Source organism: Ruegeria sp. R13_0, from assembly GCF_017743995.1.
In the GTDB taxonomy this organism is placed as follows: domain Bacteria; phylum Pseudomonadota; class Alphaproteobacteria; order Rhodobacterales; family Rhodobacteraceae; genus Ruegeria.
On record NZ_JAGHRB010000005.1, the window covers coordinates 56,508 to 77,362 of the forward strand.

24 protein-coding genes are annotated in these 20,855 nt (G+C 59.7%); 9 read left to right on the forward strand and 15 right to left on the reverse strand.

Annotated elements, in window-relative coordinates; genetic code table 11:
• Positions 1-2: 2 nt before the first annotated feature.
• From J7394_RS07905 to J7394_RS07915, 3 genes are all read left to right on the forward strand, one after another.
• On the forward strand, positions 3-797 hold the full coding sequence (locus J7394_RS07905; RefSeq protein ID WP_209252162.1) for a PHB depolymerase family esterase: 795 nt from the start codon (positions 3-5) through the stop codon (positions 795-797).
• Positions 798-875: 78 nt separating this feature from the next.
• Positions 876-3,272 (forward strand): phenylalanine--tRNA ligase subunit beta, encoded by a 2,397-nt coding sequence (gene pheT / locus J7394_RS07910; protein WP_209252164.1) that lies wholly within the window; start codon positions 876-878, stop codon positions 3,270-3,272.
• An 83-nt stretch (positions 3,273-3,355) separates the two neighbouring features.
• Positions 3,356-3,799 (forward strand): YtoQ family protein, encoded by a 444-nt coding sequence (locus tag J7394_RS07915; protein WP_209252167.1) that lies wholly within the window; start codon positions 3,356-3,358, stop codon positions 3,797-3,799.
• A 48-nt stretch (positions 3,800-3,847) separates the two neighbouring features.
• On the opposite strand, the gene J7394_RS07920 is transcribed toward J7394_RS07915, so the two are convergent.
• Positions 3,848-4,546 carry a glutathione S-transferase N-terminal domain-containing protein gene (locus tag J7394_RS07920; protein WP_209252169.1) on the reverse strand — a complete coding sequence of 233 codons (699 nt, stop codon included), beginning with the start codon at positions 4,544-4,546 and terminating at the stop codon, positions 3,848-3,850.
• 211 nt (positions 4,547-4,757) lie between these two features.
• Between J7394_RS07920 and J7394_RS07925 the strand changes: the two genes are divergently transcribed.
• On the forward strand, positions 4,758-5,570 hold the full coding sequence (locus tag J7394_RS07925) for a mechanosensitive ion channel family protein (protein ID WP_247748119.1): 813 nt from the start codon (positions 4,758-4,760) through the stop codon (positions 5,568-5,570).
• Positions 5,571-5,764: 194 nt separating this feature from the next.
• Here the strand turns inward: J7394_RS07925 and ald are convergent, their stop codons facing one another.
• Positions 5,765-6,883, reverse strand: a complete 1,119-nt coding sequence (gene ald, locus J7394_RS07930) for an alanine dehydrogenase (protein WP_170469192.1) — start codon at positions 6,881-6,883, stop codon at positions 5,765-5,767.
• A 138-nt stretch (positions 6,884-7,021) separates the two neighbouring features.
• On the opposite strand from ald, the gene J7394_RS07935 reads away from it, so the two are divergent.
• Both J7394_RS07935 and ppk2 read left to right on the forward strand, forming a co-directional pair.
• The gene (locus J7394_RS07935; RefSeq protein ID WP_170462590.1) at positions 7,022-7,480 is read left to right on the forward strand and encodes an Lrp/AsnC family transcriptional regulator; all 459 of its coding nucleotides are present in this window, start codon (positions 7,022-7,024) and stop codon (positions 7,478-7,480) included.
• 220 nt (positions 7,481-7,700) lie between these two features.
• Entirely contained in the window at positions 7,701-8,618 is a 918-nt protein-coding gene (gene ppk2 / locus J7394_RS07940) for a polyphosphate kinase 2 (RefSeq protein WP_170480985.1), read from the forward strand.
• Between the two features lie 51 nt (positions 8,619-8,669).
• On the opposite strand, the gene J7394_RS07945 is transcribed toward ppk2, so the two are convergent.
• Positions 8,670-9,791: a CAP domain-containing protein gene (locus J7394_RS07945; protein WP_209252171.1), complete on the reverse strand. Its 1,122-nt coding sequence runs from the start codon at positions 9,789-9,791 to the stop codon at positions 8,670-8,672.
• A 291-nt stretch (positions 9,792-10,082) separates the two neighbouring features.
• Positions 10,083-10,289, reverse strand: a complete 207-nt coding sequence (gene rpsU, locus J7394_RS07950; protein ID WP_005614280.1) for a 30S ribosomal protein S21 — start codon at positions 10,287-10,289, stop codon at positions 10,083-10,085.
• Between the two features lie 111 nt (positions 10,290-10,400).
• On the opposite strand from rpsU, the gene J7394_RS07955 reads away from it, so the two are divergent.
• Both J7394_RS07955 and J7394_RS07960 read left to right on the forward strand, forming a co-directional pair.
• A complete protein-coding gene (locus J7394_RS07955) occupies positions 10,401-11,093 on the forward strand; it encodes a COQ9 family protein (protein WP_209252173.1) in 693 nt (230 codons plus the stop codon).
• 55 nt (positions 11,094-11,148) lie between these two features.
• Positions 11,149-12,147, forward strand: coding sequence for an NAD(P)H-quinone oxidoreductase (locus tag J7394_RS07960; protein WP_209252175.1), 999 nt, complete (start codon positions 11,149-11,151; stop codon positions 12,145-12,147).
• Positions 12,148-12,159: 12 nt separating this feature from the next.
• On the opposite strand, the gene J7394_RS07965 is transcribed toward J7394_RS07960, so the two are convergent.
• Complete coding sequence (locus J7394_RS07965) at positions 12,160-13,017, reverse strand: DUF2189 domain-containing protein (RefSeq protein ID WP_209252177.1); 858 nt, start codon at positions 13,015-13,017, stop codon at positions 12,160-12,162.
• Between the two features lie 297 nt (positions 13,018-13,314).
• Between J7394_RS07965 and J7394_RS07970 the strand changes: the two genes are divergently transcribed.
• On the forward strand, positions 13,315-14,298 hold the full coding sequence (locus J7394_RS07970) for a quinone oxidoreductase (RefSeq protein WP_209252179.1): 984 nt from the start codon (positions 13,315-13,317) through the stop codon (positions 14,296-14,298).
• A gap of 54 nt (positions 14,299-14,352) precedes the next feature.
• Here J7394_RS07970 and J7394_RS07975 read toward each other — a convergent pair whose 3' ends face one another.
• From J7394_RS07975 to J7394_RS22880, 10 genes are all read right to left on the reverse strand, one after another.
• On the reverse strand, positions 14,353-14,883 hold the full coding sequence (locus tag J7394_RS07975; protein WP_209252181.1) for an outer membrane protein: 531 nt from the start codon (positions 14,881-14,883) through the stop codon (positions 14,353-14,355).
• 267 nt (positions 14,884-15,150) lie between these two features.
• The gene (locus J7394_RS07980) at positions 15,151-15,624 is read right to left on the reverse strand and encodes a YHS domain-containing (seleno)protein (RefSeq protein WP_170553758.1); all 474 of its coding nucleotides are present in this window, start codon (positions 15,622-15,624) and stop codon (positions 15,151-15,153) included.
• 190 nt (positions 15,625-15,814) lie between these two features.
• Entirely contained in the window at positions 15,815-16,084 is a 270-nt protein-coding gene (locus tag J7394_RS07985; RefSeq protein WP_209252183.1) for a hypothetical protein, read from the reverse strand.
• Positions 16,081-16,686: a glycerol-3-phosphate 1-O-acyltransferase PlsY gene (plsY, locus tag J7394_RS07990; protein ID WP_209252185.1), complete on the reverse strand. Its 606-nt coding sequence runs from the start codon at positions 16,684-16,686 to the stop codon at positions 16,081-16,083. Before plsY ends, J7394_RS07985 begins: the two co-directional genes overlap by 4 nt.
• A complete protein-coding gene (gene pyrC / locus J7394_RS07995; protein WP_209252187.1) occupies positions 16,686-17,966 on the reverse strand; it encodes a dihydroorotase in 1,281 nt (426 codons plus the stop codon). Before pyrC ends, plsY begins: the two co-directional genes overlap by 1 nt.
• Positions 17,963-18,415 carry a hypothetical protein gene (locus tag J7394_RS08000; RefSeq protein ID WP_209252189.1) on the reverse strand — a complete coding sequence of 151 codons (453 nt, stop codon included), beginning with the start codon at positions 18,413-18,415 and terminating at the stop codon, positions 17,963-17,965. Before J7394_RS08000 ends, pyrC begins: the two co-directional genes overlap by 4 nt.
• Positions 18,412-18,798: a hypothetical protein gene (locus tag J7394_RS08005; protein WP_209252191.1), complete on the reverse strand. Its 387-nt coding sequence runs from the start codon at positions 18,796-18,798 to the stop codon at positions 18,412-18,414. Before J7394_RS08005 ends, J7394_RS08000 begins: the two co-directional genes overlap by 4 nt.
• Positions 18,783-19,301 carry a hypothetical protein gene (locus tag J7394_RS08010; protein ID WP_209252193.1) on the reverse strand — a complete coding sequence of 173 codons (519 nt, stop codon included), beginning with the start codon at positions 19,299-19,301 and terminating at the stop codon, positions 18,783-18,785. The genes J7394_RS08005 and J7394_RS08010 overlap by 16 nt, the downstream gene beginning before the upstream one ends.
• On the reverse strand, positions 19,298-20,233 hold the full coding sequence (locus J7394_RS08015; RefSeq protein WP_170491099.1) for an aspartate carbamoyltransferase catalytic subunit: 936 nt from the start codon (positions 20,231-20,233) through the stop codon (positions 19,298-19,300). Before J7394_RS08015 ends, J7394_RS08010 begins: the two co-directional genes overlap by 4 nt.
• 73 nt (positions 20,234-20,306) lie before the next feature.
• On the reverse strand, positions 20,307-20,462 hold the full coding sequence (locus J7394_RS22880) for a hypothetical protein (protein ID WP_247748120.1): 156 nt from the start codon (positions 20,460-20,462) through the stop codon (positions 20,307-20,309).
• Positions 20,463-20,855: the final 393 nt, after the last annotated feature.

Sequence of the window (20,855 nt, forward strand, 5' to 3'; positions counted from 1 at the left end):
CTATGATCTATCGACTACTTTGTCCGCTTCTGCTCCTCGCCACCCAAGCCGCTGCTGTGGACACCTGCCACGGCGATTCCGCCTGCGAACTCGGCGATCGCTCGTATCACGTACTTGAACCAGATGGCTGGGATGGTGAATCGCCTCTGCCGGTGTTGCTGCATTTCCACGGCTGGGCGCGGCAGGGCACTGTGGTGGTGAACCATGAACGCATTGCCGGGGCGACCAAGCTGCGGGGCGTGTTGCTGGTGGCCCCGAACGGGCTGGGCAAAAGCTGGGATTTCTGGACCTCGGGCACGGGCGATGTGCCCTTTGCCGACCGCGTGTTGGAGGATGTCGCCAAGCGCTATCCGGTTGATCCGGAGCGTATATATGTTTCGGGCTATTCCTTCGGCGGCGCGATGGCGTGGCGCTATGTGTGCCAGTCGGGCAATGATATTGCCGCCTTGCTGGCCGTTGCAGGCAGTATTCGCCAGACCGAGGATTGCCCCGAAGCCCCGCTTGAGGCGCGCCATGTCCACGGCCTCAGCGATACGGTGATGGATTTTCCCTATGGCGCGAATGGTGACACGACCTATCCGGTGGCCCTGTGGCGCGCGAAATACGACTGCCACGACGCGACCCCGCGTGGCGATTGGAGCGTGGTGCCGATCCTGACCCTCAGCCGGGTGGAATGGACCGATTGCGCGCAGGGGCAGGTGGTGCTGGATACCCATCCAGGTGGCCATTTCATCCCCCATGGCTGGATCGGGCGGCAATTGGACGAGCTTTTGGGCCGCACCCCTACCTATCCGTAGCCCGCAGCGCTTGCACCTTGGCGCAATCTTTGCCATTGCCTGTGCCGACTGGATATCTGCCAAAAAAGGCCCCGAGCAATGAAATTCACTCTGTCCTGGCTGAAAGACCACCTCGACACCGATGCGTCGGTTGAAGAGATCACTGAGGCGCTGACCGATCTTGGCCTTGAGGTCGAAGAGGTCGTGAACCCGGCGGACCGTCTGGCGGGCTTTACCTTGGGCCATGTGAAACATGCCGAGAAACACCCCGACGCCGACAAGCTGCGTGTCTGCACTGTGGCGACGGATGAGGGCGATCTGCAAATCATCTGCGGCGCCCCAAACGCGCGCGAAGGCATCACCGTCGTTGTCTGCAAGCCAGGCATGTATATCCCCGGTCTGGATATCACCATCAGTGTCGGAAAGATCCGGGGCGTTGAGAGCTTTGGCATGATGGCCTCGGAGCGTGAGCTGGAGCTGTCGGATGAGCATGACGGTATCATTGAACTGCCGTCAGGCGAGGTCGGCGACACATTTGTCGATTGGCTGGCCGAGAATGACCCCTCCAAGATCGACCCGATGATCGAGATTGCGATCACCCCCAACCGCCCGGACGCGTTGGGCGTTGCAGGTATTGCACGCGATCTGGCTGCGCGCGGCGTTGGCACGCTGAAAGAGCGCGCCTATGCGCCGGTGCCGGGTGATTTCGACAGCCCGATCAAGGTAACGATCGACGAGGATACGCTGGACGGCGCGCCTCATTTCACCGGCCGTCTGATCCGTGGCGTGAAGAATAGCCCCAGCCCGCAGTGGTTGCAGGATCAGTTGAAGGCAATCGGTCTGCGTCCGATCTCGGCCCTGGTCGATATCACCAATTACATGACCTACGACCAGAACCGCCCGCTGCACGTCTTTGACGCGGACAAGGTGCAGGGCAACCTGCGTGTTCACCGTGCCAAAGGTGGCGAGAAACTGGTGGCGCTGGATGAGAAAGAATACACACTGCAGCCCGGCATGATGGTGATCTCAGACGACAATGGGCCTGAGTCCATCGCCGGTATCATGGGTGGTGAGGAAACCGGTTGTACTGATGAAACCGTGAATGTCTTCCTCGAAAGCGCGTTCTGGGATCACGTGCAAATCGCGCTGACCGGTCGTGCTCTCAAGATCAACTCGGACGCGCGCTATCGGTTCGAGCGTGGGATCGACCCGGAATACACGCTGGAAGGGTTGGAGCAGGCGACGCAGATGATCCTGGATATCTGCGGCGGTGAGGTCTCCAAGGTGGTTGAGGCCGGCAGGGCTCCGAACCATGCGCGCGCCTACAAGTTGGATGCGGCGCGTGTGCAGTCTTTGGTCGGGATGGATATTGCCGAAAGCGAGCAGCGCCAGACTCTGACCCGTCTGGGCTTCCGTCTGGAAGGCGAGATGGCGCATGTGCCCAGCTGGCGTCCCGATGTGATGGGCGAGGCCGACCTGGTTGAAGAGGTCGCGCGGATTGCGTCTCTGACCAAGTTGCAGGGCAAGCCCTTGCCGCGCGTGACCGATGGCATTCCAAAACCCGTGATGACCCCGACACAGCGTCGTCAGTCGATGGCGCGACGTACCTGTGCCGCGTTGGGGTATAACGAATGCGTCTCGTATACCTTCATTGATCAGGCTTCGGCCGCGCTGTTTGGCGGCGGAGATGACGCGACGCGTCTGGAGAACCCGATCTCGTCCGAGATGAGCCATATGCGCCCCGATCTGCTACCCAGCCTGCTGCAAGCCGCAGCGCGCAATCAGGCGCGCGGCTATGCTGACGTGGCCTTGTTCGAGGTCGGCCCGGTCTTCCATGACGGCGAGCCGGGCGATCAGAAGACACAGATAGCCGGTCTGCTGGTTGGCCGTAACGGTCCCAAAGACGTCCACGGCGCGTCCCGCCCGGTTGATCTTTTTGATGCCAAAGCGGATGCCGAGGCGGTTCTGGCCGCAATCGGCGCACCCGCCAAGGTTCAGATCCTGCGCGACGGAGACGCCTGGTGGCATCCGGGTCGTCACGGCAAGATCTACCTCGGCCCGAAAAAGGTTCTGGGCGTGTTTGGTGAGTTGCATCCGCGCATCCTTCAGGCGATGGATATCAAAGGTCCGGCAATGGCCTTCACCATCTGGCCGGATGAGGTGCCGCTGCCGCGCAAATCCGGCGCAACCCGCGCCGCGCTGGAACTGCGCGACCTTCAAGCGGTTGAGCGTGACTTTGCCTTTGTGGTCGATGATACTGTCGAAGCTCTGACTTTGGTGAATGCTGCGGCGGGGGCCGACAAGGCCTTGATCGAAGACGTTCGCGTTTTTGATGAGTTCATCGGCGGGAGCCTCGGTGAGGGCAAGAAATCTCTGGCAATCACCGTGCGGTTGCAGCCGAAAGACGAGACGCTGAAGGAAAAGGATATCGAGGCCGTGGCTGAGAAGATCATTGCCAAGGTGTCGAAAGCCACAGGCGGCGTTCTGCGCGGCTAGGGTTTGTCCGCCTCCGGCGGGAGTATTTTTGAAAGGATGAAGGGGCGGGTGCGCCCCTTTTTCACGGGAGGAGAGGAACGAAGTTGAAGGTTTATCTGTCTGGCGAGATTCACACCGATTGGCGTGAGCAGATTATTTCGGGTGCCGAGGGGTTAGATGTCACGTTCAGCAGCCCGGTGACCGATCACGCGGCCAGTGATGATTGTGGTGTGGCCGTTTTGGGCGCCGAGCCGAACAAGTATTGGCACGACCACAAGGGCGCGATGGTGAACGCGATCCGGACGCGCAAGGGAATCTCGGATGCGGATGTTGTGGTTGTCCGGTTCGGTGACAAATATAAGCAGTGGAACGCGGCCTTTGACGCGGGCTATGCGGCTGCGTTGGGAAAGTCGATCATTGTGCTGCACGGCGCCGATCATCAGCACGCGTTGAAAGAGGTTGATGCTGCCGCGCTGGCAGTTGCGGAGGAACCGCGCCAGGTTGTGGAAATCTTGCGCTATGTTCTGACCGGCGCATTGCCGGGCTAGGCTGCGAAAAGGGCTTGCGCGCCGGGATGGTCGCAAGCCCCTTTGAAGTCAGTCGCGGGCGGGTGTCACCAGACCTTTTTGTACGGCGGGGCGGTCAAGGAACCGATCCAGATAGGCGGTGAGATTGGCGTGGTCGTCCCACCCAACGACCTCTCTGGCGCCATAGAAATCCAGCCCGCGCAGCCAGGGCGCGATGGCCATATCGGCGATCGAGTAGTCTCCGGCGATCCAGTCCTGACCTTCAAGTTCCTGGTTCAGGACGTTGAGCAGGCGTTTGGCTTCATTGATATAGCGCTCGCGCGGGCGGGGGTCTTCGATCTCGCTGCCTGCGAATTTGTAGAAAAAGCCCAATTGTCCGAGCATCGGCCCAAGGCCACCCATCTGGAACATCAGCCATTGCGTGATGCGATGCTTGTCGGTGGCGGATTGGCCAATGAATTGCCCGGTTTTCTCGGCCAGATAGAGCAGGATCGCGCCGCTCTCGAACACGCCGATGGGGGTGCCATCCGGGCCATTAGGGTCAATGATCGCAGGGATCTTGTTGTTGGGGTTCAGCGACAGAAACTCGGGGCTTTTGACATCTGCATCGGCTAGGGTGACCTTGTGTGCCTCATAAGGCAGGCCGGTTTCTTCCAACATGATCGAGGCTTTGACCCCGTTTGGCGTCGGGAAGGAATAAAGCTGAAGGCGATCGGGGTGTTGCGGCGGCCATTTGGCCATGATCGGGAAAGAGGTGGTGTCCAACATGCGAAAGCTCCTGTTCGGGCGGTTTCGTTCGAGTTAGGCATGGAGTCGTGTATTTGTCAGCCCCCCAAGCTGTGCAGTGTAGGTCACCCGTTGTTTGCTGGCGAACAATGGGGAAAACGGCAGCAACTCGCACCTAGACCGATTTGCGTTTTTCACTCACAATTCAGCGAGTCCCGCGCGAAAGCCGCGGGATTGATGTTTGAGAAAGGAAATGCGCGTGGATGAAGTTGCAACACAGGTGGGTGCTTTTGCGCCTTTGATCATGAGCGCGGTCAAGGCGCTGATCGTACTGATTTTGGGCTGGATCGTTGCTGGAGCAATCGCTGGCATGGTGCGGCGGCGCATCAACGCAACGCCGCAGATCGACCCGACACTAGGGAACTTCATGGCCAGCCTTGTCAAATGGGCGATCCTGGCGATGGTTCTGGTTGCCGTTCTCGGGATTTTCGGGATCCAGGCAACAAGCATCGTGGCCATTCTGGGTGCCGCGTCTCTGGCGATTGGTCTGGCGCTGCAAGGGACACTCAGCGACCTGGCAGCTGGTGTGATGCTGGTCGTGTTCCGTCCGTATAAACTGGGCCAGTTTGTCGACATCGGCGGGACAGCGGGGACGGTGAAGGATCTCAATCTGTTCACGACCGAACTGGTGACGCCGGACAACGTGCAGATCATCGTGCCAAACGGGCAATCCTGGGGGTCGATCATTACCAACTACTCGGCGCATGACACGCGCCGCGTGGATCTTGTGTTCGGGATCGACTATGGCGACAGTGCGGATGAGGCGATGAAGATCATTCTGGACGTGGCGAACGCGGACGCGCGTATTCACAAAGATCCGGAACCTTGGGTGCGTGTGACCAATCTGGGCGATAGCTCGGTCGATCTGACCGCACGTCTGTGGTGCGCAGCGGCAGATTATTGGGATGTGAAATTCGAACTTACCAAGGCTGTGAAAGAAGCCTTCGATGCGAAGGGTGTTTCGATCCCCTATCCGCATTCGGTGGAGATCCACAAAGAGGGCTGAACGCTCCCGCCCGTCGCGCGGGCATTGGAATTGCCCTCCTCCGGTTGGGCCAAGCGCCGCACATTCGTGCGGCGCTTTCGTTTTGCGGATAGGGTATCATTCAAGACCAACCACGCCTCGCCGATAGGCGCGGCGCCATGCCCAACGCTGTAAATCGCCTTTTGGCAAAAAGGCGATTTCAGGTGCGGGAGTGTTTACGACTTGATCACCACATTGGGGGAAACGACATCAATGCCGAGGGCTTTACCAACCGCATAATAGGTCAGTTGCCCGGCGTGAACGTTCAGACCCGCCAGCAGGTGCGGGTCGTCCTGACACGCCTGTTTCCAGCCTTTGTCCGCCAGTGCCAGCATGAACGGCATCGTCGCGTTGCCCAAAGCGATGGTCGAGGTCCGGGCCACCGCGCCCGGCATGTTGGCCACGCAATAGTGCATCACACCATCGACCTCGTAGATCGGGTCGGCATGGGTCGTTGCACGCGAGGTTTCGAAGCAGCCACCCTGGTCAATAGCCACGTCGACAAGCACCGCACCGGGCTTCATTGTCGACAGCTGCTCGCGGCTGATCAGTTTCGGAGCGGCAGCGCCCGGGATCAGAACGGCTCCGATAACCATATCGGCGTCTTGGATCAGCTCAGCCGTTGCGCCAGCCGTCGAGTATTGGTTCTTGAACTGCCCGCCGAATACGTCATCCAGATAGCGCAGCCGAGGCAGTGAGCGGTCAAGAACTGTCACATCTGCGCCCATACCTGCTGCGATCTTGGCCGCGTGGGTACCGACGACCCCCCCGCCAATCACCACGACCTTTGCCGGACCAACGCCGGGAACGCCGCCCATCAGAACGCCTCGGCCACCATTGGCCTTCTGCAGGGTCCACGACCCGACCTGAGGCGCCAGGCGGCCCGCAACCTCAGACATGGGCGCCAGCAGAGGAAGACCGCCGCTTGCGTCCGTGACGGTCTCATAGGCGATTGCGGTGCAGCCCGAGGCCAGCAGGTCGTGGGTCTGATCCGGGTCCGGGGCAAGGTGCAGGTAGGTGAACAGCAACTGGCCTTCGCGCAGCATCTTGCGCTCACCGGCCTGAGGTTCCTTGACCTTCACGATCATGTCGGCCGTGGCAAAAACCTCTTCTGCGGTGTCCACGATGCCCGCGCCAGCAGCGACATAGGCGGCATCGTCAAATCCAGCGCCAATCCCGGCGCCAGATTCGATCAGCACGTCGTGTCCACGCGCAACCGCTTCCTGTGCGGCATTGGGCGTCATGCCGACGCGAAATTCCTGGGGTTTGATTTCCTTGGGGCAACCGATTTTCATCTGCACCGTCTCCGTTCATAAACTGCCTAAATTATGTGCAATTCAAGGCGCAATTTTTGTGAAACAAGACGGGGCTTTGTGTTTTTTGTCAGAAGATTTTCGCGTAAACTATAGAAATCTCGCAAAGGATTTGCAGCAATGAGCCTAGACACGACTGATCGGAAGATACTTTCTGCACTGCAGCGCAATGGTCGAATGTCGAATGCCGAGCTGTCGGAGCAGGCGAACCTGTCCCCCTCGGCCTGCCATCGCCGGGTACAACGGCTTGAGGCTGATGGCTATATCCGCAACTACGTGGCTTTGCTGGATGCGCGCAAGATGAATGTACCGACGACTGTCTTTGTCGAGATCACATTGCAAGGCCAGGCCGAAGAAGTTCTGGACGCGTTCGAAAAGGCGGTTTCGCGCATCCCGGACGTTCTGGAATGCCACCTGATGGCCGGAACCGCAGACTACATCCTGAAAGTGGTGGCCGAAGATACCGAGGATTTCGCCCGGATCCACCGTCAATATCTGTCTCGGCTGCCCAAGGTTGCGCAGATGCAAAGTTCGTTCGCTTTGCGCACGGTGTTCAAGACAACCGCCCTACCGGTGTGAACGGCGCCTATTTTCTGCGCGCAGAAAGGCAAAGGGCCGCCTTGCGTCAATTCTACGGCTTGTATCCCCGGAGCGGGGCGTCCAAAATTGAGACGACGAGACCCTCGCGCTGCGCCTCCCCCTGATCCCGGCAGTGCGATGTCATCAATTCATCTGATGACATCAGGCGGTTACACAAACCTGCCAGGGTGGGAACCCGAAGAATAATAAGGAGTTGACCTTGGCCTACGAAAACGATGGCGCCCCCAAAGACTGGTTGGAGGCTGAGCTGGAAGATACGCTGGATGAGGACTTCGAGATCGAATTCAGCGAGCCGATGCTGTCGATGGAAGTTCGCAAGATCTATCGGGAACAGCATCCGGATATGCTGGACCGAAAGGTCTATTTCCGAAACTTGCTGCGCCTTCAGGCCGAGTTGATCAAGGTGCAGGACTGGGTGCAGCACACCGGTGCCAAGGTCTGTATCCTGTTTGAAGGCCGCGATAGTGCGGGCAAGGGGGGCGTGATCAAGCGGATCACCCAGCGCCTCAATCCGCGGGTGGCGCGGGTGGTTGCCCTGCCGGCCCCCAGCCGCCGGGAGCAAAGCCAGTGGTATTTCCAGCGCTACGTGCCGCATCTGCCTGCGGCGGGTGAGATCGTTCTGTTCGACCGCTCCTGGTACAACCGTGCAGGCGTGGAACGGGTGATGGGCTTTGCGACCGAGGATCAGGTCGAACAGTTCTTTCAGGACGTTCCGGAATTTGAGCGTATGTTGGTGCGATCGGGGATCATCTTGCTGAAATACTGGTTCTCGATCACGGACGAAGAACAGCAACTGCGATTCCTCATGCGCATCCATGATCCGATGAAACAGTGGAAGCTGTCGCCGATGGACCTGGAATCCCGCATCCGCTGGGAATCCTACACTAAGGCCAAGGAAGACATGTTCTTCCGCACCAATATCCCCGAGGCGCCGTGGTACATTGTCGAAGGCAATGACAAGAAACGCGAGCGTTTGAACTGTATCGAGCATCTTCTGACCAAGATCCCCTATACGGATGTTCCGCATGAGCGGGTCAATCTGCCCGACCGCCGCTACAATCCGGACTACGAACGCCGTGTTCTGCCGGACGAGCTGCACGTGCCCAAGATCTACTGATCGTGTTGTGTAGATGCGAGGCAGCAGACTGCCTCGCATCAGGATAGGCGGTCAGGCGACGTCCATCATACAATCGAAATTGAAGAAGTTGACGAAGACGACGTCTCCGGAATCGTCCGATGCCATGTCTGGGCACGACGTGTCATCCGGGGATGGGGCCATATCGTCGACCATCACCAGATCCAAGTCATCCTCGGACTCGTCTGGTGTCATGGCGTCGTCATTCCAGGCGAATTGATCCAACTGCGTCTGTAGCTGTTGAATGAACGCCTCAATTTCGGCGAGGAAAGCTGCGACGTCGAAACAACCGCTATCAGGGTCCTCGGTCTCGGTGACGTCTGTTTCGGGCTGTTCCGGTTCCGGATCTTCGGTCTCGGTGACGTCTGTTTCGGGCTGTTCCGGTTCCGGATCTTCGGTCTCGGTGACATCTGTTTCCGGCTGCTCAGGTTCCGGGTCCTCGGTCTCGGTGACATCGGTTTCGGGCTGCTCGGGCTCCGGGTCTTCGGTCTCGGTGACGTCAGTTTCGGGCTGCTCGGGTTCCGGGTCCTCTGTCTCTGTGACATCAGTCTCAGGCTGTTCCGGTTCCGGATCTTCCGTCTCGGTCACATCAGTCACCGGTTGTTCCGGAGTTGGGTCTTCGGTTTCGGTCACATCTGTTTCCGGTTCCTCGGGAACAGGATCTTCAGCCGGGGGCGGGGTCATCGCGGTGTCTTCGCTGTCCAGCATGACCTCTGCGTCAGTGGTGGCAAAGTTCTGCGTCACCATGACCGCGTCAAAGCCCTGCATGTCGCCCGTCTCAACGCCGATCCCGATATATTTGAATTCGGGGTTCAGAATGTTGGCCCTGTGGCCGGGGCTGTTCATCAGGTTCTGATGAAGTTGCGCGACATCATCGCTGATGCCTGGGGCGCCGCGCTCGGATTGCCAGGCGATATTCTCGCCCGTGCGCCAGCTGCCTTCCAGATCGAAACCGGCCGACTGCATGCGCTGGGTTGCGCTGGATCCGCCCGATCCGGTGTGGCTGAACCGGTCCGTATTCAGCATCCATGCGCTGTGGTCTTCTGATGACTCGTTAAGCTGTCTTTCAAGTTGCAGGGGGTCCAGACCGCGGGATGTGCGCTCTTGGTTGATGAGCGCCAGCATCTCTCGTTCTACTTCACTTGCTGTAGACATTTTTGCCTCCGTTTTATGTTTTGTCTGAGTGGACGAGCCCAGTTATCGGGGCCACCAAAGACATGAACAGAGAGGCGATGAAAATCGGCGCTTTTCGGCGAGACGATGCAGCCGGACGCAGATTCGCTGCGCTGGAAAACGCCGAGAAAGAGGCGAGACCAAGGCTCGGCGAGTTATCGCACTGGTTGTGCAGGGGCGCGGGCAAAAACGCACTTAGAAACGACAAACCCCCGGGCGATGCCTCGGGGGTCGTCAAATAGTGTCATCCAAAGCTGGACGAGCGTCAGGTGCTTAGAGCAAACCTTCGCGCTGTGCTTTCTTACGTGCCAGTTTACGGGCACGACGGATCGCTTCAGCCTTCTCGCGCGCTTTTTTCTCGGACGGTTTCTCGAAATGTTGCTTCAGCTTCATTTCACGGAACACGCCTTCGCGCTGCAGCTTTTTCTTCAGGGCACGAAGCGCCTGATCGACGTTGTTGTCGCGAACACTAACCTGCATGTGGTTGTCACCACCTTTCTAGATAGAGTTGCAAGGAAATTGCAGGAGTTGGCCGTATAGCAAAGCCGCTCTATCTTGTCTAGTACTGTGCCCAAGCACCGGAGGCCCACCATGACCGTAACTTACGAAGACACCAAACAACAGCTGCTGGACGCGATCTTGATGCATGTTCCGTTCGATGGCTGGTCCGAGGCCAGTTTTCGCGCGGCCGTTGTCGATTGCGATCTGGATGACGGTCTGGCCCGTGCGATCTGCCCGCGCGGCGCGGTCGATCTGGCGCTGGCCTACCACGCGCGGGGCGATCAGGTCATGCTGGACAGAATCAAGTCCACTGACATGAGCGAGTTGAAGTTCCGCGAAAAGGTCGCCGCTGCCGTTCGGTTCCGGCTTGAGGCGGTTGAGGACAAGGAACTGGTGCGCCGGGGCATGACCCTGTTTTCACTGCCCAGCCACGCGGCAGACGGGGCCAAGGCGGTCTGGGGCACTTGCGATCTGATCTGGGATGCACTGGGCGATACGTCGGATGATGTGAACTGGTACACCAAGCGCGCAACCCTGTCGGGGGTCTATTCATCGACGCTGCTATTCTGGCTGGGGGATGATTCGCCGGATCACCAGAACAGTTGGGCGTTTCTGGACCGCCGGATCGAAAACGTGATGCAGTTCGAAAAGCTCAAGGCGCAGGTGAACGGAAACCCGCTGCTCAAGCCCTTGCTGGCCGTTCCCAATTGGTTTGCAGCTCAGGTGAAACCACCGATGAAGATGCGGGCTGATTTGCCGGGGATGTTGAACCCGCGCAAGTAAGTATCTGGGCCTTTGCTTTTTGGCCTGCTAGGCATTGGGCAAAGGAGATTTGCCCATGACTTCGCCTGAGACCCAGACAATGCGTGCCGTCGAAATCACCGAACCCGGCGGCCCTGATGTCCTGCAGCTGACCGAACGACCGATTCCCGAGCCGGCGGCCGGGCAGGTTGTTTTGAAAGTGGCCTATGCTGGCGTGAACCGACCGGACGCGCTGCAGCGCGCCGGGGCCTATGATCCGCCTCCTGGTGCAAGCGATCTGCCGGGGCTTGAGGCCTCGGGCGAAGTGGTTGCCCTTGGCGTGGGTGTTGAGGGGCTCTCGATCGGTGACAAAGTCTGCGCGCTGCTTCCGGGCGGCGGATATGCCGAATATGTCGCCACGCCCGCCGCGCATTGTTTGCCTGTCCCCGATGGCATGGACCTAAAGCAAGCCGCCTGCCTGCCCGAGACGTTTTTCACCGTCTGGTCGAATGTCTTCACACGCGGAGGTCTGAAAGCGGGTGAGCGGTTCCTTGTCCATGGCGGCTCCAGCGGTATCGGGACGACGGCGATCCAATTGGCGAACGCGTTTGGCGCGCGCGTCTTTGCGACTGCGGGCTCGGCTGAGAAATGCGAGGCCTGTTTGAAATTGGGGGCCGAAAAAGCGATCAACTACCGGGATGAAGACTTCGTTGGCGTCATGCGGGCCGAAGGGGGCGCGAACCTGATCCTCGATATGGTTGGCGGCGACTATATCCCGCGCAACGTGAAAGCGCTGGCCGAGGATGGACGTCTGGTTCAGATCGCCTTTTTGCAAGGACCCGTGACCGAGTTGAACTTTGCCCTGATGATGGTGAAACGCCTGACGCTGACCGGCAGCACCCTGCGTCCGCAAAGCGATCTGGCCAAGGCAAAGATCGCTCAGGACTTGCACGAGGCCGTCTGGCCGCTGCTCTCTGCAGGCAAGGTCGCGCCGGTGATGCACAGCGAATTCCCTCTGGCCGAGGCTGCTGCGGCGCACGCGCTCATGGAAAGCTCGCAGCATATTGGCAAGATCGTTCTGAACGTCGCGGGCTAAACGCGTTTTGGGTCACGCAACGGCGCGCCGGTAGAGGTGCCATGTTGCGTGGCCCAGAACGGGCATCACGACGATCAGCCCCAGCAGCATCGGGATCGCACCCAACACCAGCAGGGTCGCGACGATGAAACCCCAGCCCATGATGACACCCGGATTGTGGCGCAACACGCGAACGGATGTCACAACGGCCACGGGCAGCCCTACCTTACGGTCCAGCAGCAGCGGGAAGCTGACGACACTGACCGCCAGCGCAATCAGCGCGAAAAAGAACCCCGCAGCGGTGCCGAAGATGACCATTGTCCACCCCGCGCCGGTGGTCAGAACCTCGGTCGCAAACGCGCCCAGAGAGGCAGGCGGTTCAGGGCCGAGCGTCTGCGCATAGACGCTTTGAGCGACCATCAGCCAGACAAGCAGCAGCAGGACTAAATAGAACCCGAGCGCGAGAATGGCCCCGAAGGAGGGCGAGCGGAATACGCCGAACGCGTCCAGCCAATGGACCTCTCCGCCTTGTTCGCGCTTACGGCTGATTTCATAAAGACCAACGGCTGCGATTGGGCCGATCAGAGCAAAGCCCGCGATCAGGGGGGCCAGCAACGGCACCAAGTCCATGTTCATTGCAAAGCCCACCATCAACAGCCCGGCAATAGGGTAGATCAGCACGATAAAGATCGCATCCGCGCGGGTTTCCAGAAAGTCCGTGTATCCGGCTCTCAGGCAGTATTTCAGGTCGTCGAATGTGAGTGGCTGCACCATGGGCAGGTGGCGCACGTCCGAGCTGCCCAGGTGCGAGACGCTTTCCGAGACGTGATCGCTGGTTGCTCCAAGGCTTTGGGCCGCCCAGCTGATCGGATTACCGATAGTTTTTGCCATTTTGTTCCCTTCCTTGGCGAGTGGTGCGCCGCGGGATGGATCCGGCTGAGGGTTGCTCGTGGCCGGACCAGCCGGCAACGCCTGCATGCAGTATAGCACAGTTTTGGAAATTCCCGAATTGCCGCCGCCGCATCGCCCGGATTGTCTTGCCGCGCAGGCGTGTTAGCTTGAGCTTAGAGCGTTTCGGGTTCATCCTGAGACACGAATACCCTGCCACGCTTTCAGCGCTCTCGGGACATTCGTGTCACGTGATGTTTCAGGTAAAACTCGAAACGCTTTAGGCAAGAGGAGGTCAGAATGCAGCAAACTGCGCGTACAGTTGTCATTGAGGAATTCGGCGGGCCCGAGGTCCTACAGATCAAGGACCAGCCTTTGGGCGATCCCGGCCCCGGCGAGGTTCGAATTCGCCATGAGGCGTGCGGGTTGAACTTCATTGATGTCTATCAACGAACGGGCCTCTATCCTCTTGAATTGCCGCATGCATTGGGGATGGAGGCTGCAGGTGTGATCGAGGCGGTCGGCGAAGGCGTGACGCATTTGCAGCCGGGCCAACGCGCGGCATATGCCTGCGCCCCGTCCGGCGCCTATTGCGAGGCGCGGGTGATGCCCGCAGCGCAGGTATGCCCGCTGCCGGATGGCATCCCCTTCGAGATAGCCGCCGGGATGATGTTGAAAGGTCTGACGGTCGAATACCTGTTCCATCGCACCACCCCTTTGAAACGCGGCGACACGGTTCTGTTTCACGCCGCTGCAGGCGGTGTCGGCCTGATCGCCTGCCAATGGGCGAAATCCGAGGGCATCAAGCTGATCGGAACCGCTGGAACGGATGAGAAATGCAGCCTCGCGCAATTCAACGGCGCGGCCCATTGCATCAACTACCGGACCGAGAACTTTGCCGAACGCGTCGCCGAACTGACTGGCGGCAAAGGTGTCGATGTGGTTATGGATTCCGTCGGGGCCGATACGTTTGACGGTTCTTTGGACTGTCTGAAGCCCTTGGGTATGATGATATCCTTCGGCAATGCATCCGGGCCGGTGCCGCCGGTAAATATCGGCATTCTCGGGCAGAAAGGCTCGCTCAAGATCACCCGGCCAACATTGTTTACGCATATTGCGGACCACGCGGTTTGTCAGGCCATGGCGCGGCGGTTGTTTGGCAAGGTTCAGGGTGGAGAGGTCAAGATCCATATCGACCAGCGCTTCCCTCTGGATCAGATCGCCGAAGCGCACCGCGTGCTAGAGGCGCGGCAAACCACCGGCAGCACAATTCTGGACCTTTAAACGCAAAGACCCGGCGCAGGACGCCGGGTCTGCTCCAGTACAAAGCCGGAAAAATCAGAAGCGGTAGGCCGCTCGAATCTGCAGTGTTGTGGCGTCAACATCCACGCTGGACGAGTTGAAGTTGTTGAACTCGTGATACAGCAATTCGCCTGCGATGCTGACATTCGGGGCCACGATCTGCTCATAGCCTGCGCCGATGAACCAGCCGTCGTCGCTGCCCAGATTGTCGGTGCCAGCATCCGCATAGCCGCCAACGCCGTAAAGAAGACCCTGAGGGTTCACCTTGTAGCCTGCGCGCGCTTTGATCCGCCAGACATCCTCGACCGTTGCAGGGCCGAGATCGATATTGGTCCAGTCATAGTCAAAGCCGCCGCCGACGACCCAGTCGCCCAGATCATAGTCATATCCAAGGATGATACCGCCAATTGCGCCATCGCCATCGACGCCCGAGACGCTGGTGTCCACGTCGATATAACCCAATTGCACACCGCCGTAGAACCCTGTCCAGTTGCCCGAGGATTGGGCCATCGCGGCCCCTGCCGCCAGGGTGGAAGCTGCTGTCACAAGTGCCAATCTGCCTATCATGTCTTGATCCTTTCATTCCAAATAACCGCGCGCCAATCTGTGGGTTTGACAACGCATATGCATATTCAAATTCGGCCCTGCCTCAGGACCGGATCATCGTTTGTGGCATATTCCGTACTAGGCCTTGGATCGTTCAGGCCGCTTGGCCTGGTGCCTGCCCGTTAATTTCGGGTCTGTCTCAATAAGATAGTTAGTGTTTTCTAAGCTTCAAATAAAATGCGGCGGCAGATCACTCTGCCGCCGACACGTGCTGTTAATTTCAGCGGATTATTGCTGCAGTTCAGCCGGGCTTTTGTCTGCGATAGTTTCCCAGTTGGTGCTGGCTTGCTCGATGAAGCCCGGGATGTCGCCTTCCCAACGTTCCTGGATGTCTTGCGACAGGTTCAGGTACAGTTTGTTGTCAACGATTTTCCAGTGGTTCGGGTCACCGTCGAACTTGAAGCCCATGGCCGCGCCAAAGGCGCAGTAGCCGCCATATGCGGGCAGGTAGGCCTCGGGGTTGGCTTCAAACGCCACTTTGTTTTCTTCCGACGAGAAGCGGTACAGAGCGTCGTTGTGCAGAGTGGTGATGCGGTAGTCGCCTTTGGTCGCTTCGCCAGCGGTGAAATAGGCAACCGGGTCGTAGCCCTGCATCGCCAGACCGGTCGAGCTTGCGTTGAGTTCAACGCCAGCCGCCAGGGTCGAAGTGGCCAGAGCAACAGACAGGGCAACGCCGCCGATCAGAGATTTAAACGTGTTCATAGCTTCACCTTTCGTGAAAGGGCCGCGCGACCTCGCTTGAATTGCGATTTGCGGACCCGGGATTTTATCTTGCGGGACCGGTAATTGGCCGCCACGGAATGCAAATGGGGGGTGGCGTGATCACGTTCAAAACAATGAATTGTGATTGTGCTGAAACACAGAGGGCCTGTGCAAAAATGCAGAATATCAATCAGATATCCGGGATCAGCGCCAACACGAAATCCACGACTTTGCGGGCGGGCATTTCACAGGGACGCAGCAGCGCTCCGCTGTTTCGCGTCTGGTAGAGGTTCAGGCTGATATAGTCTGTCCCGCCCAGCTCATGCGCGACAAGCTTGTGGGATTTGCCCCCGGCCAGAACCTGCCGCGAGACGACGTAGCGCTTGGCGTCTGCTCGACCAGTGAAGGTACCGGTGGGCAGGGCGAATAGTGCTGTCAGAAAATCCTCTGACGGGGTCACGACTTCCCGATTTTAGGCTCGGTCCGGGATTTGATGCGGGCGACGTTGTCCTTGTGACGCCAGTAGATCAGGAAGGTCAGGGCAATTCCGAGGATGAATGTCGTGCCGTCTGTCAGAGTGATGATCCAGGTGGTCGACAAGGCCGCTGCGGCCAGTGCTCCGGCCGAGGACATACGCCAGATCGCGACGGAGACCAGCCAGGTCAGACAGCAAGCAACGCCGACGCGCCAGTCCAGCGCCAGCCAAAGGCCGATGAAGGTTGCAACGCCCTTACCGCCTTTGAAGGCCAGCCAGACGGGCAGGCAGTGGCCGAGAAAGGCCATCAGGGCGGCAATCTGCGCCGCGTCCTCACCTGCATAGGCGCGGGCCAACAGGACTGCCAGCGCCCCTTTGCCGCCATCCAACAGCAGCGTCAGCGCGGCGGCGGGTTTGCTGCCGGTGCGCAGAACATTTGTTGCGCCGATATTGCCTGATCCAATCTGCCGCAGATTACCCAGCCCCATGACGCGCGCGATGATCAGGCCGAAAGGGACCGATCCGATCAGGTATCCCAAGGCCGCCCACAGGGCGAGTACGTTCATTGAGCTGTCGATTTCGGGCATCAGGTTCTCCGGTAGACGTCTTTGCCGGCCACATAGGTTGCAAGGACCTTACCTTGCATGCGCTGGCCGTCAAACGGTGTGTTCTGCGATTTCGATTTCAGGGCAAACCGGTCCAGCACAAAAGGCACATCCGGGTCGAACAGAACCAGATCGGCGGGCGCGCCTTGTGCCAGACGCCCGCTGTCCAGCCCCAACCGTTTCGCCGGATTAAGCGCCATGGCCCGGAACAGAGTAGGCAGGTCCAATTGCCCCGCATGAAACAGACGCAGGGCCGCGGGCAGGAAAGTCTCCAACGCGACCGCACCCGAGGCCGCTTCTTCAAACGGCAGGCGTTTGCTTTCTTCGTCCTGCGGCGTGTGCATCGAACTGATGATGTCGATCAGGCCCGTGCGCACCGCTTCGATCACGGCTTGCCGGTCATCCTCGGACCGCAGGGGCGGCTTGACCTTGAAGAAGGTGCGATAGTCGGCCACGTCCAGCTCATTCAGCGTCAGATGATGGATCGAGGTCCCGGCGGTGATGTCCAGCCCGTTGCGCTTGGCACGCTCCAACGCGGGTAGGGCGCGGGCGGTGGTGATCTGGTCGGCGTGATAGGCGGCTCCGGTCATCTCGAGCAACGCGATGTCGCGGTCCAGCCCCATCCGTTCCGCCATGGGCGAGACGGCGGGCAATCCGCGCAAGGCGGCAAACTTGCCGCTGGTGGCGGCGGCCCCTTTGCTCAACCCCGGTTCCTGAGGGTGCGCAATGACCAACGCGCCGCAGGATTTGGCGTAGGTCAGCGCGCGGGAAAACACCTTGGTGTTGGTAATGACGTGATCGCAATCAGTGAAGGCAACGGCCCCTGCATCCTGCAGAAAGCCGATCTCGGTCATCTCCCGCCCTTCGCGCCCTTTGGTGAGGGCGGCCATCGGCAGGACGTTGACAGGCGCATCCGCTTGCGCTCGCCGAGTGGCAAATTCCAGCGTTTCGGGCGTGTCAACCGCAGGCAAGGTATCGGGACGGGTGACGATAGTGGTCACCCCACCCGCCGCCGCCGCCAGCCCCGCAGATTTGTAGCTTTCCTTATGCCGCTCACCCGGTTCGCACACCTTAACGCCGATATCGACGATACCGGGGGCCAGGCATTTGCCGTTGCAGTCGATGACGTCTCCGCTAGTGGCCGGGGCGTCCCCATCCCCAATCGCCACAATGCGCCCGTTTTCGGCGTGTAGCCAGCCCAGGCTGTCCGTGCCGGTTTCCGGGTTGATCAGGCGGGCATTGGTGAAAACGACAGAAGTCATGCTGAGGCCTCTCGGGCTTGGTTCAATGCCGTCAAAGCGGCATCAGGGTCGGACAGGTATTCGAATACAAGAAACAGGCGGCGTGAAAACACCACGTTCTGACCGCTGCGATGGTAGTTCAACGCGTGGTCGATAGGGACGTGTTTTGGTTTGAAGATCTTGCTGATCCACCATGCGTTGCAGGTGGTCACCACATAGACACGACACCTGCGCAGCAGGCGGTCATACCACATGAGGAATGCGACGAACCCCGTGGACCCGATGAGTTTCCAATAATCGCGCAGGGTGTCGGCGAACCACGGGCTGGCCAGCCATGCCAGACCGAGGCTCATGATCAGAAGCCGGTAAGCCCACCCCACATGGGGCGGAAAATACCCCTGATGCGGTTGCCCGGTCCAGAGGACCTCTTCGCCCTCAGGGATATGGGTTCGCCACCACCCGTCGCTCATCCCGCGGCCCTTTCAATGGCGGCTTTGGTGGCGGCGGGGCTCGCTTGGTATTTGATGAGGTGCTTGTCGCCGCCCCGTGTCACAACCTGAACAAAGCTGCCCATCACGTTGACGGCTTCGATTTGGTTCAGCGCGACGACCCGAGGGCCGGGGCCGGTGAGGGTGGTGTCAGATAATTCCCACGTATTGTTCAACTCCTCTGAGGCCAGATACCAGGCGCGAAAACCGATAGCGGCCAGCCCGGCTGGCGCGCCGGTCCACACATAGGGGTTGCCGATCAACCACAGCACCAGCATCGCACCCGCCATCGCAATGGCGGCGAGGGTCAGGTTGGTCTGGATATAGGCGCGTTTGTCCGGGGTGAAGGTCACAGGATCAGCCATAGGGCACCTCCGATAACAAGCAGAGCGAGAACCGCCATCAGGGCCGATCCGACACGACGTTGGGCATCATTGTCGATGGGTGTCTGCGGGGCCGAGAAAGGCTTGGCGCTTTCAGTTTCTATCGCACCGCCGGTCCAGTTCGTCGCCTCTTCGGTGAAAAGACCCAGCAAATGCAGACGAGGATCAGGGGTCAATTGCGCCGCGCGCCCGCCAAAGGCTGCGCTACGCACGACCATGGCCCAGCCTTCGATGGCTTCAAGCATGCTGCGATCCAGTTGATCCTCGGACACGCCTCCGCCTTCGTGCAGATAGCCATAGAGGCCAAGGTCTTCGAGGTCGGAGACCGGGAAGATATCGATTTGATCGGGGTCCAGACCATCGACACCCATAACCTGATCGGCCGCGCCGGGTTCGCGCAGGAACTTGGCCTCTTCCGGGCGCATGTCCAGCGCGAACAGGCGGATCACACCGTGTTCGTGGGGGGCGAAGGTCAGATCGCTCATGCGACCTCGCGCAGGTTGCGGGCCAGAAGCTCCATCGCAGCCATACGTACGGCGACGCCCATTTCGACCTGTTCCTGAATGACCGAGCGGTTGATGTCGTCGGCTAGCGTGCCGTCGATCTCAACCCCGCGGTTCATCGGGCCGGGGTGCATGACGATGGCATCGGGCTTGGCCTGCGCCAATTTGGCCGCGTCCAGCCCGTAGCGGTGGTAATACTCGCGCTCCGAGGGGATGAAGCCGCCATCCATCCGCTCTTTCTGAAGGCGCAGCATCATGACGACGTCGACGTCTTTGAGGCCTTCGTTCATGTCGTCATAGATCTCGGCCCCGAACTCGGCGAATTGCGAGGGGACCAGCGTTGGCGGGCCAATCAGGCGGATGCGGTTCTCCATCTTACCCAGCAGGATCAGGTTCGACCGCGCCACGCGGGAATGTGCGACGTCGCCGCAGATCGCGATGTTAAGACGGTGCAACCGACCCTTGGCCCGGCGGATGGTTAGTGCGTCCAGCAACGCCTGCGTCGGGTGTTCGTGCCGCCCGTCGCCCGCGTTCAGAACCGCGCAATTCACCTTCTGCGCCAGCAGGTCTACGGCACCGGAATGTGGATGCCGCACCACCAGCAGGTCAGGATGCATCGCATTTAGCGTCATGGCTGTGTCGATCAGCGTTTCGCCCTTTTTGATCGAGCTGGCCTGCATCGCCATATTCATCACATCCGCGCCGAGCCGCTTGCCCGCCAGTTCGAAACTGGCCTGGGTACGGGTTGAATTCTCGAAAAACATGTTGATCTGCGTCAGACCCGACAGCACATCCGAATGCTTGGTCGATTGCCGGTTCAGGTCGACGTATTTTTCGGCCAGATCCAGAATGGCGGTGATATCGGACTGCGACAGATGCTCGATGCCAAGAAGGTGACGATGGGCAAAACGCATGGCGGGCTCCTGTCTGACAATCGGACCGCTTATAGAAAGCCACGCGGGCATAGGCAACCTATGGTTCCGACCCTTAGGGCAGTTTCTCGCAACCACCTTCGGGCAGGCATTGCTCGCCGGGTTTGCACCACTTGCCATAGCCACAGTCGATGGCCTTGATCGGAACGCATCCCTGATGTTCCGAGCATTTGAAGCCGGGGCGGCATTGCGATCCGGTTTCCTCGCACAAGAACCATCCGGGACGCGTGCATCCGCCCCCCGGCAGGCACGACGACCCGCGCGCGCAGGTCAGGCCGTCATCGCATATCTGCGGCGGGTCAAGGGCCTCAGGCGCGCTGGGGTTGAAATCTGGTATGGTTTTTTCACATTGTCCGCGCGCACTGCAAAAGCTGCCTGAGGGACAATCAAGACTTGAGGTGCAGGCGTTTGCCCCGGCAGGCGCACATCGTGTGCCTCCCGCGACGCAGCGCTCGAACGCGCCACAGCTGCGCCCGCCGCCGCAATAGGTTCCGCCCAAAGGAATGCAGTGGCCATCAAAGCTGCACCTCTGTCCACCCGAGCAGCAGCGGCTGCCGCAGGCGAACTGACCCGCCCGGCATTGATCCGCCCCGCCAAGCAACTG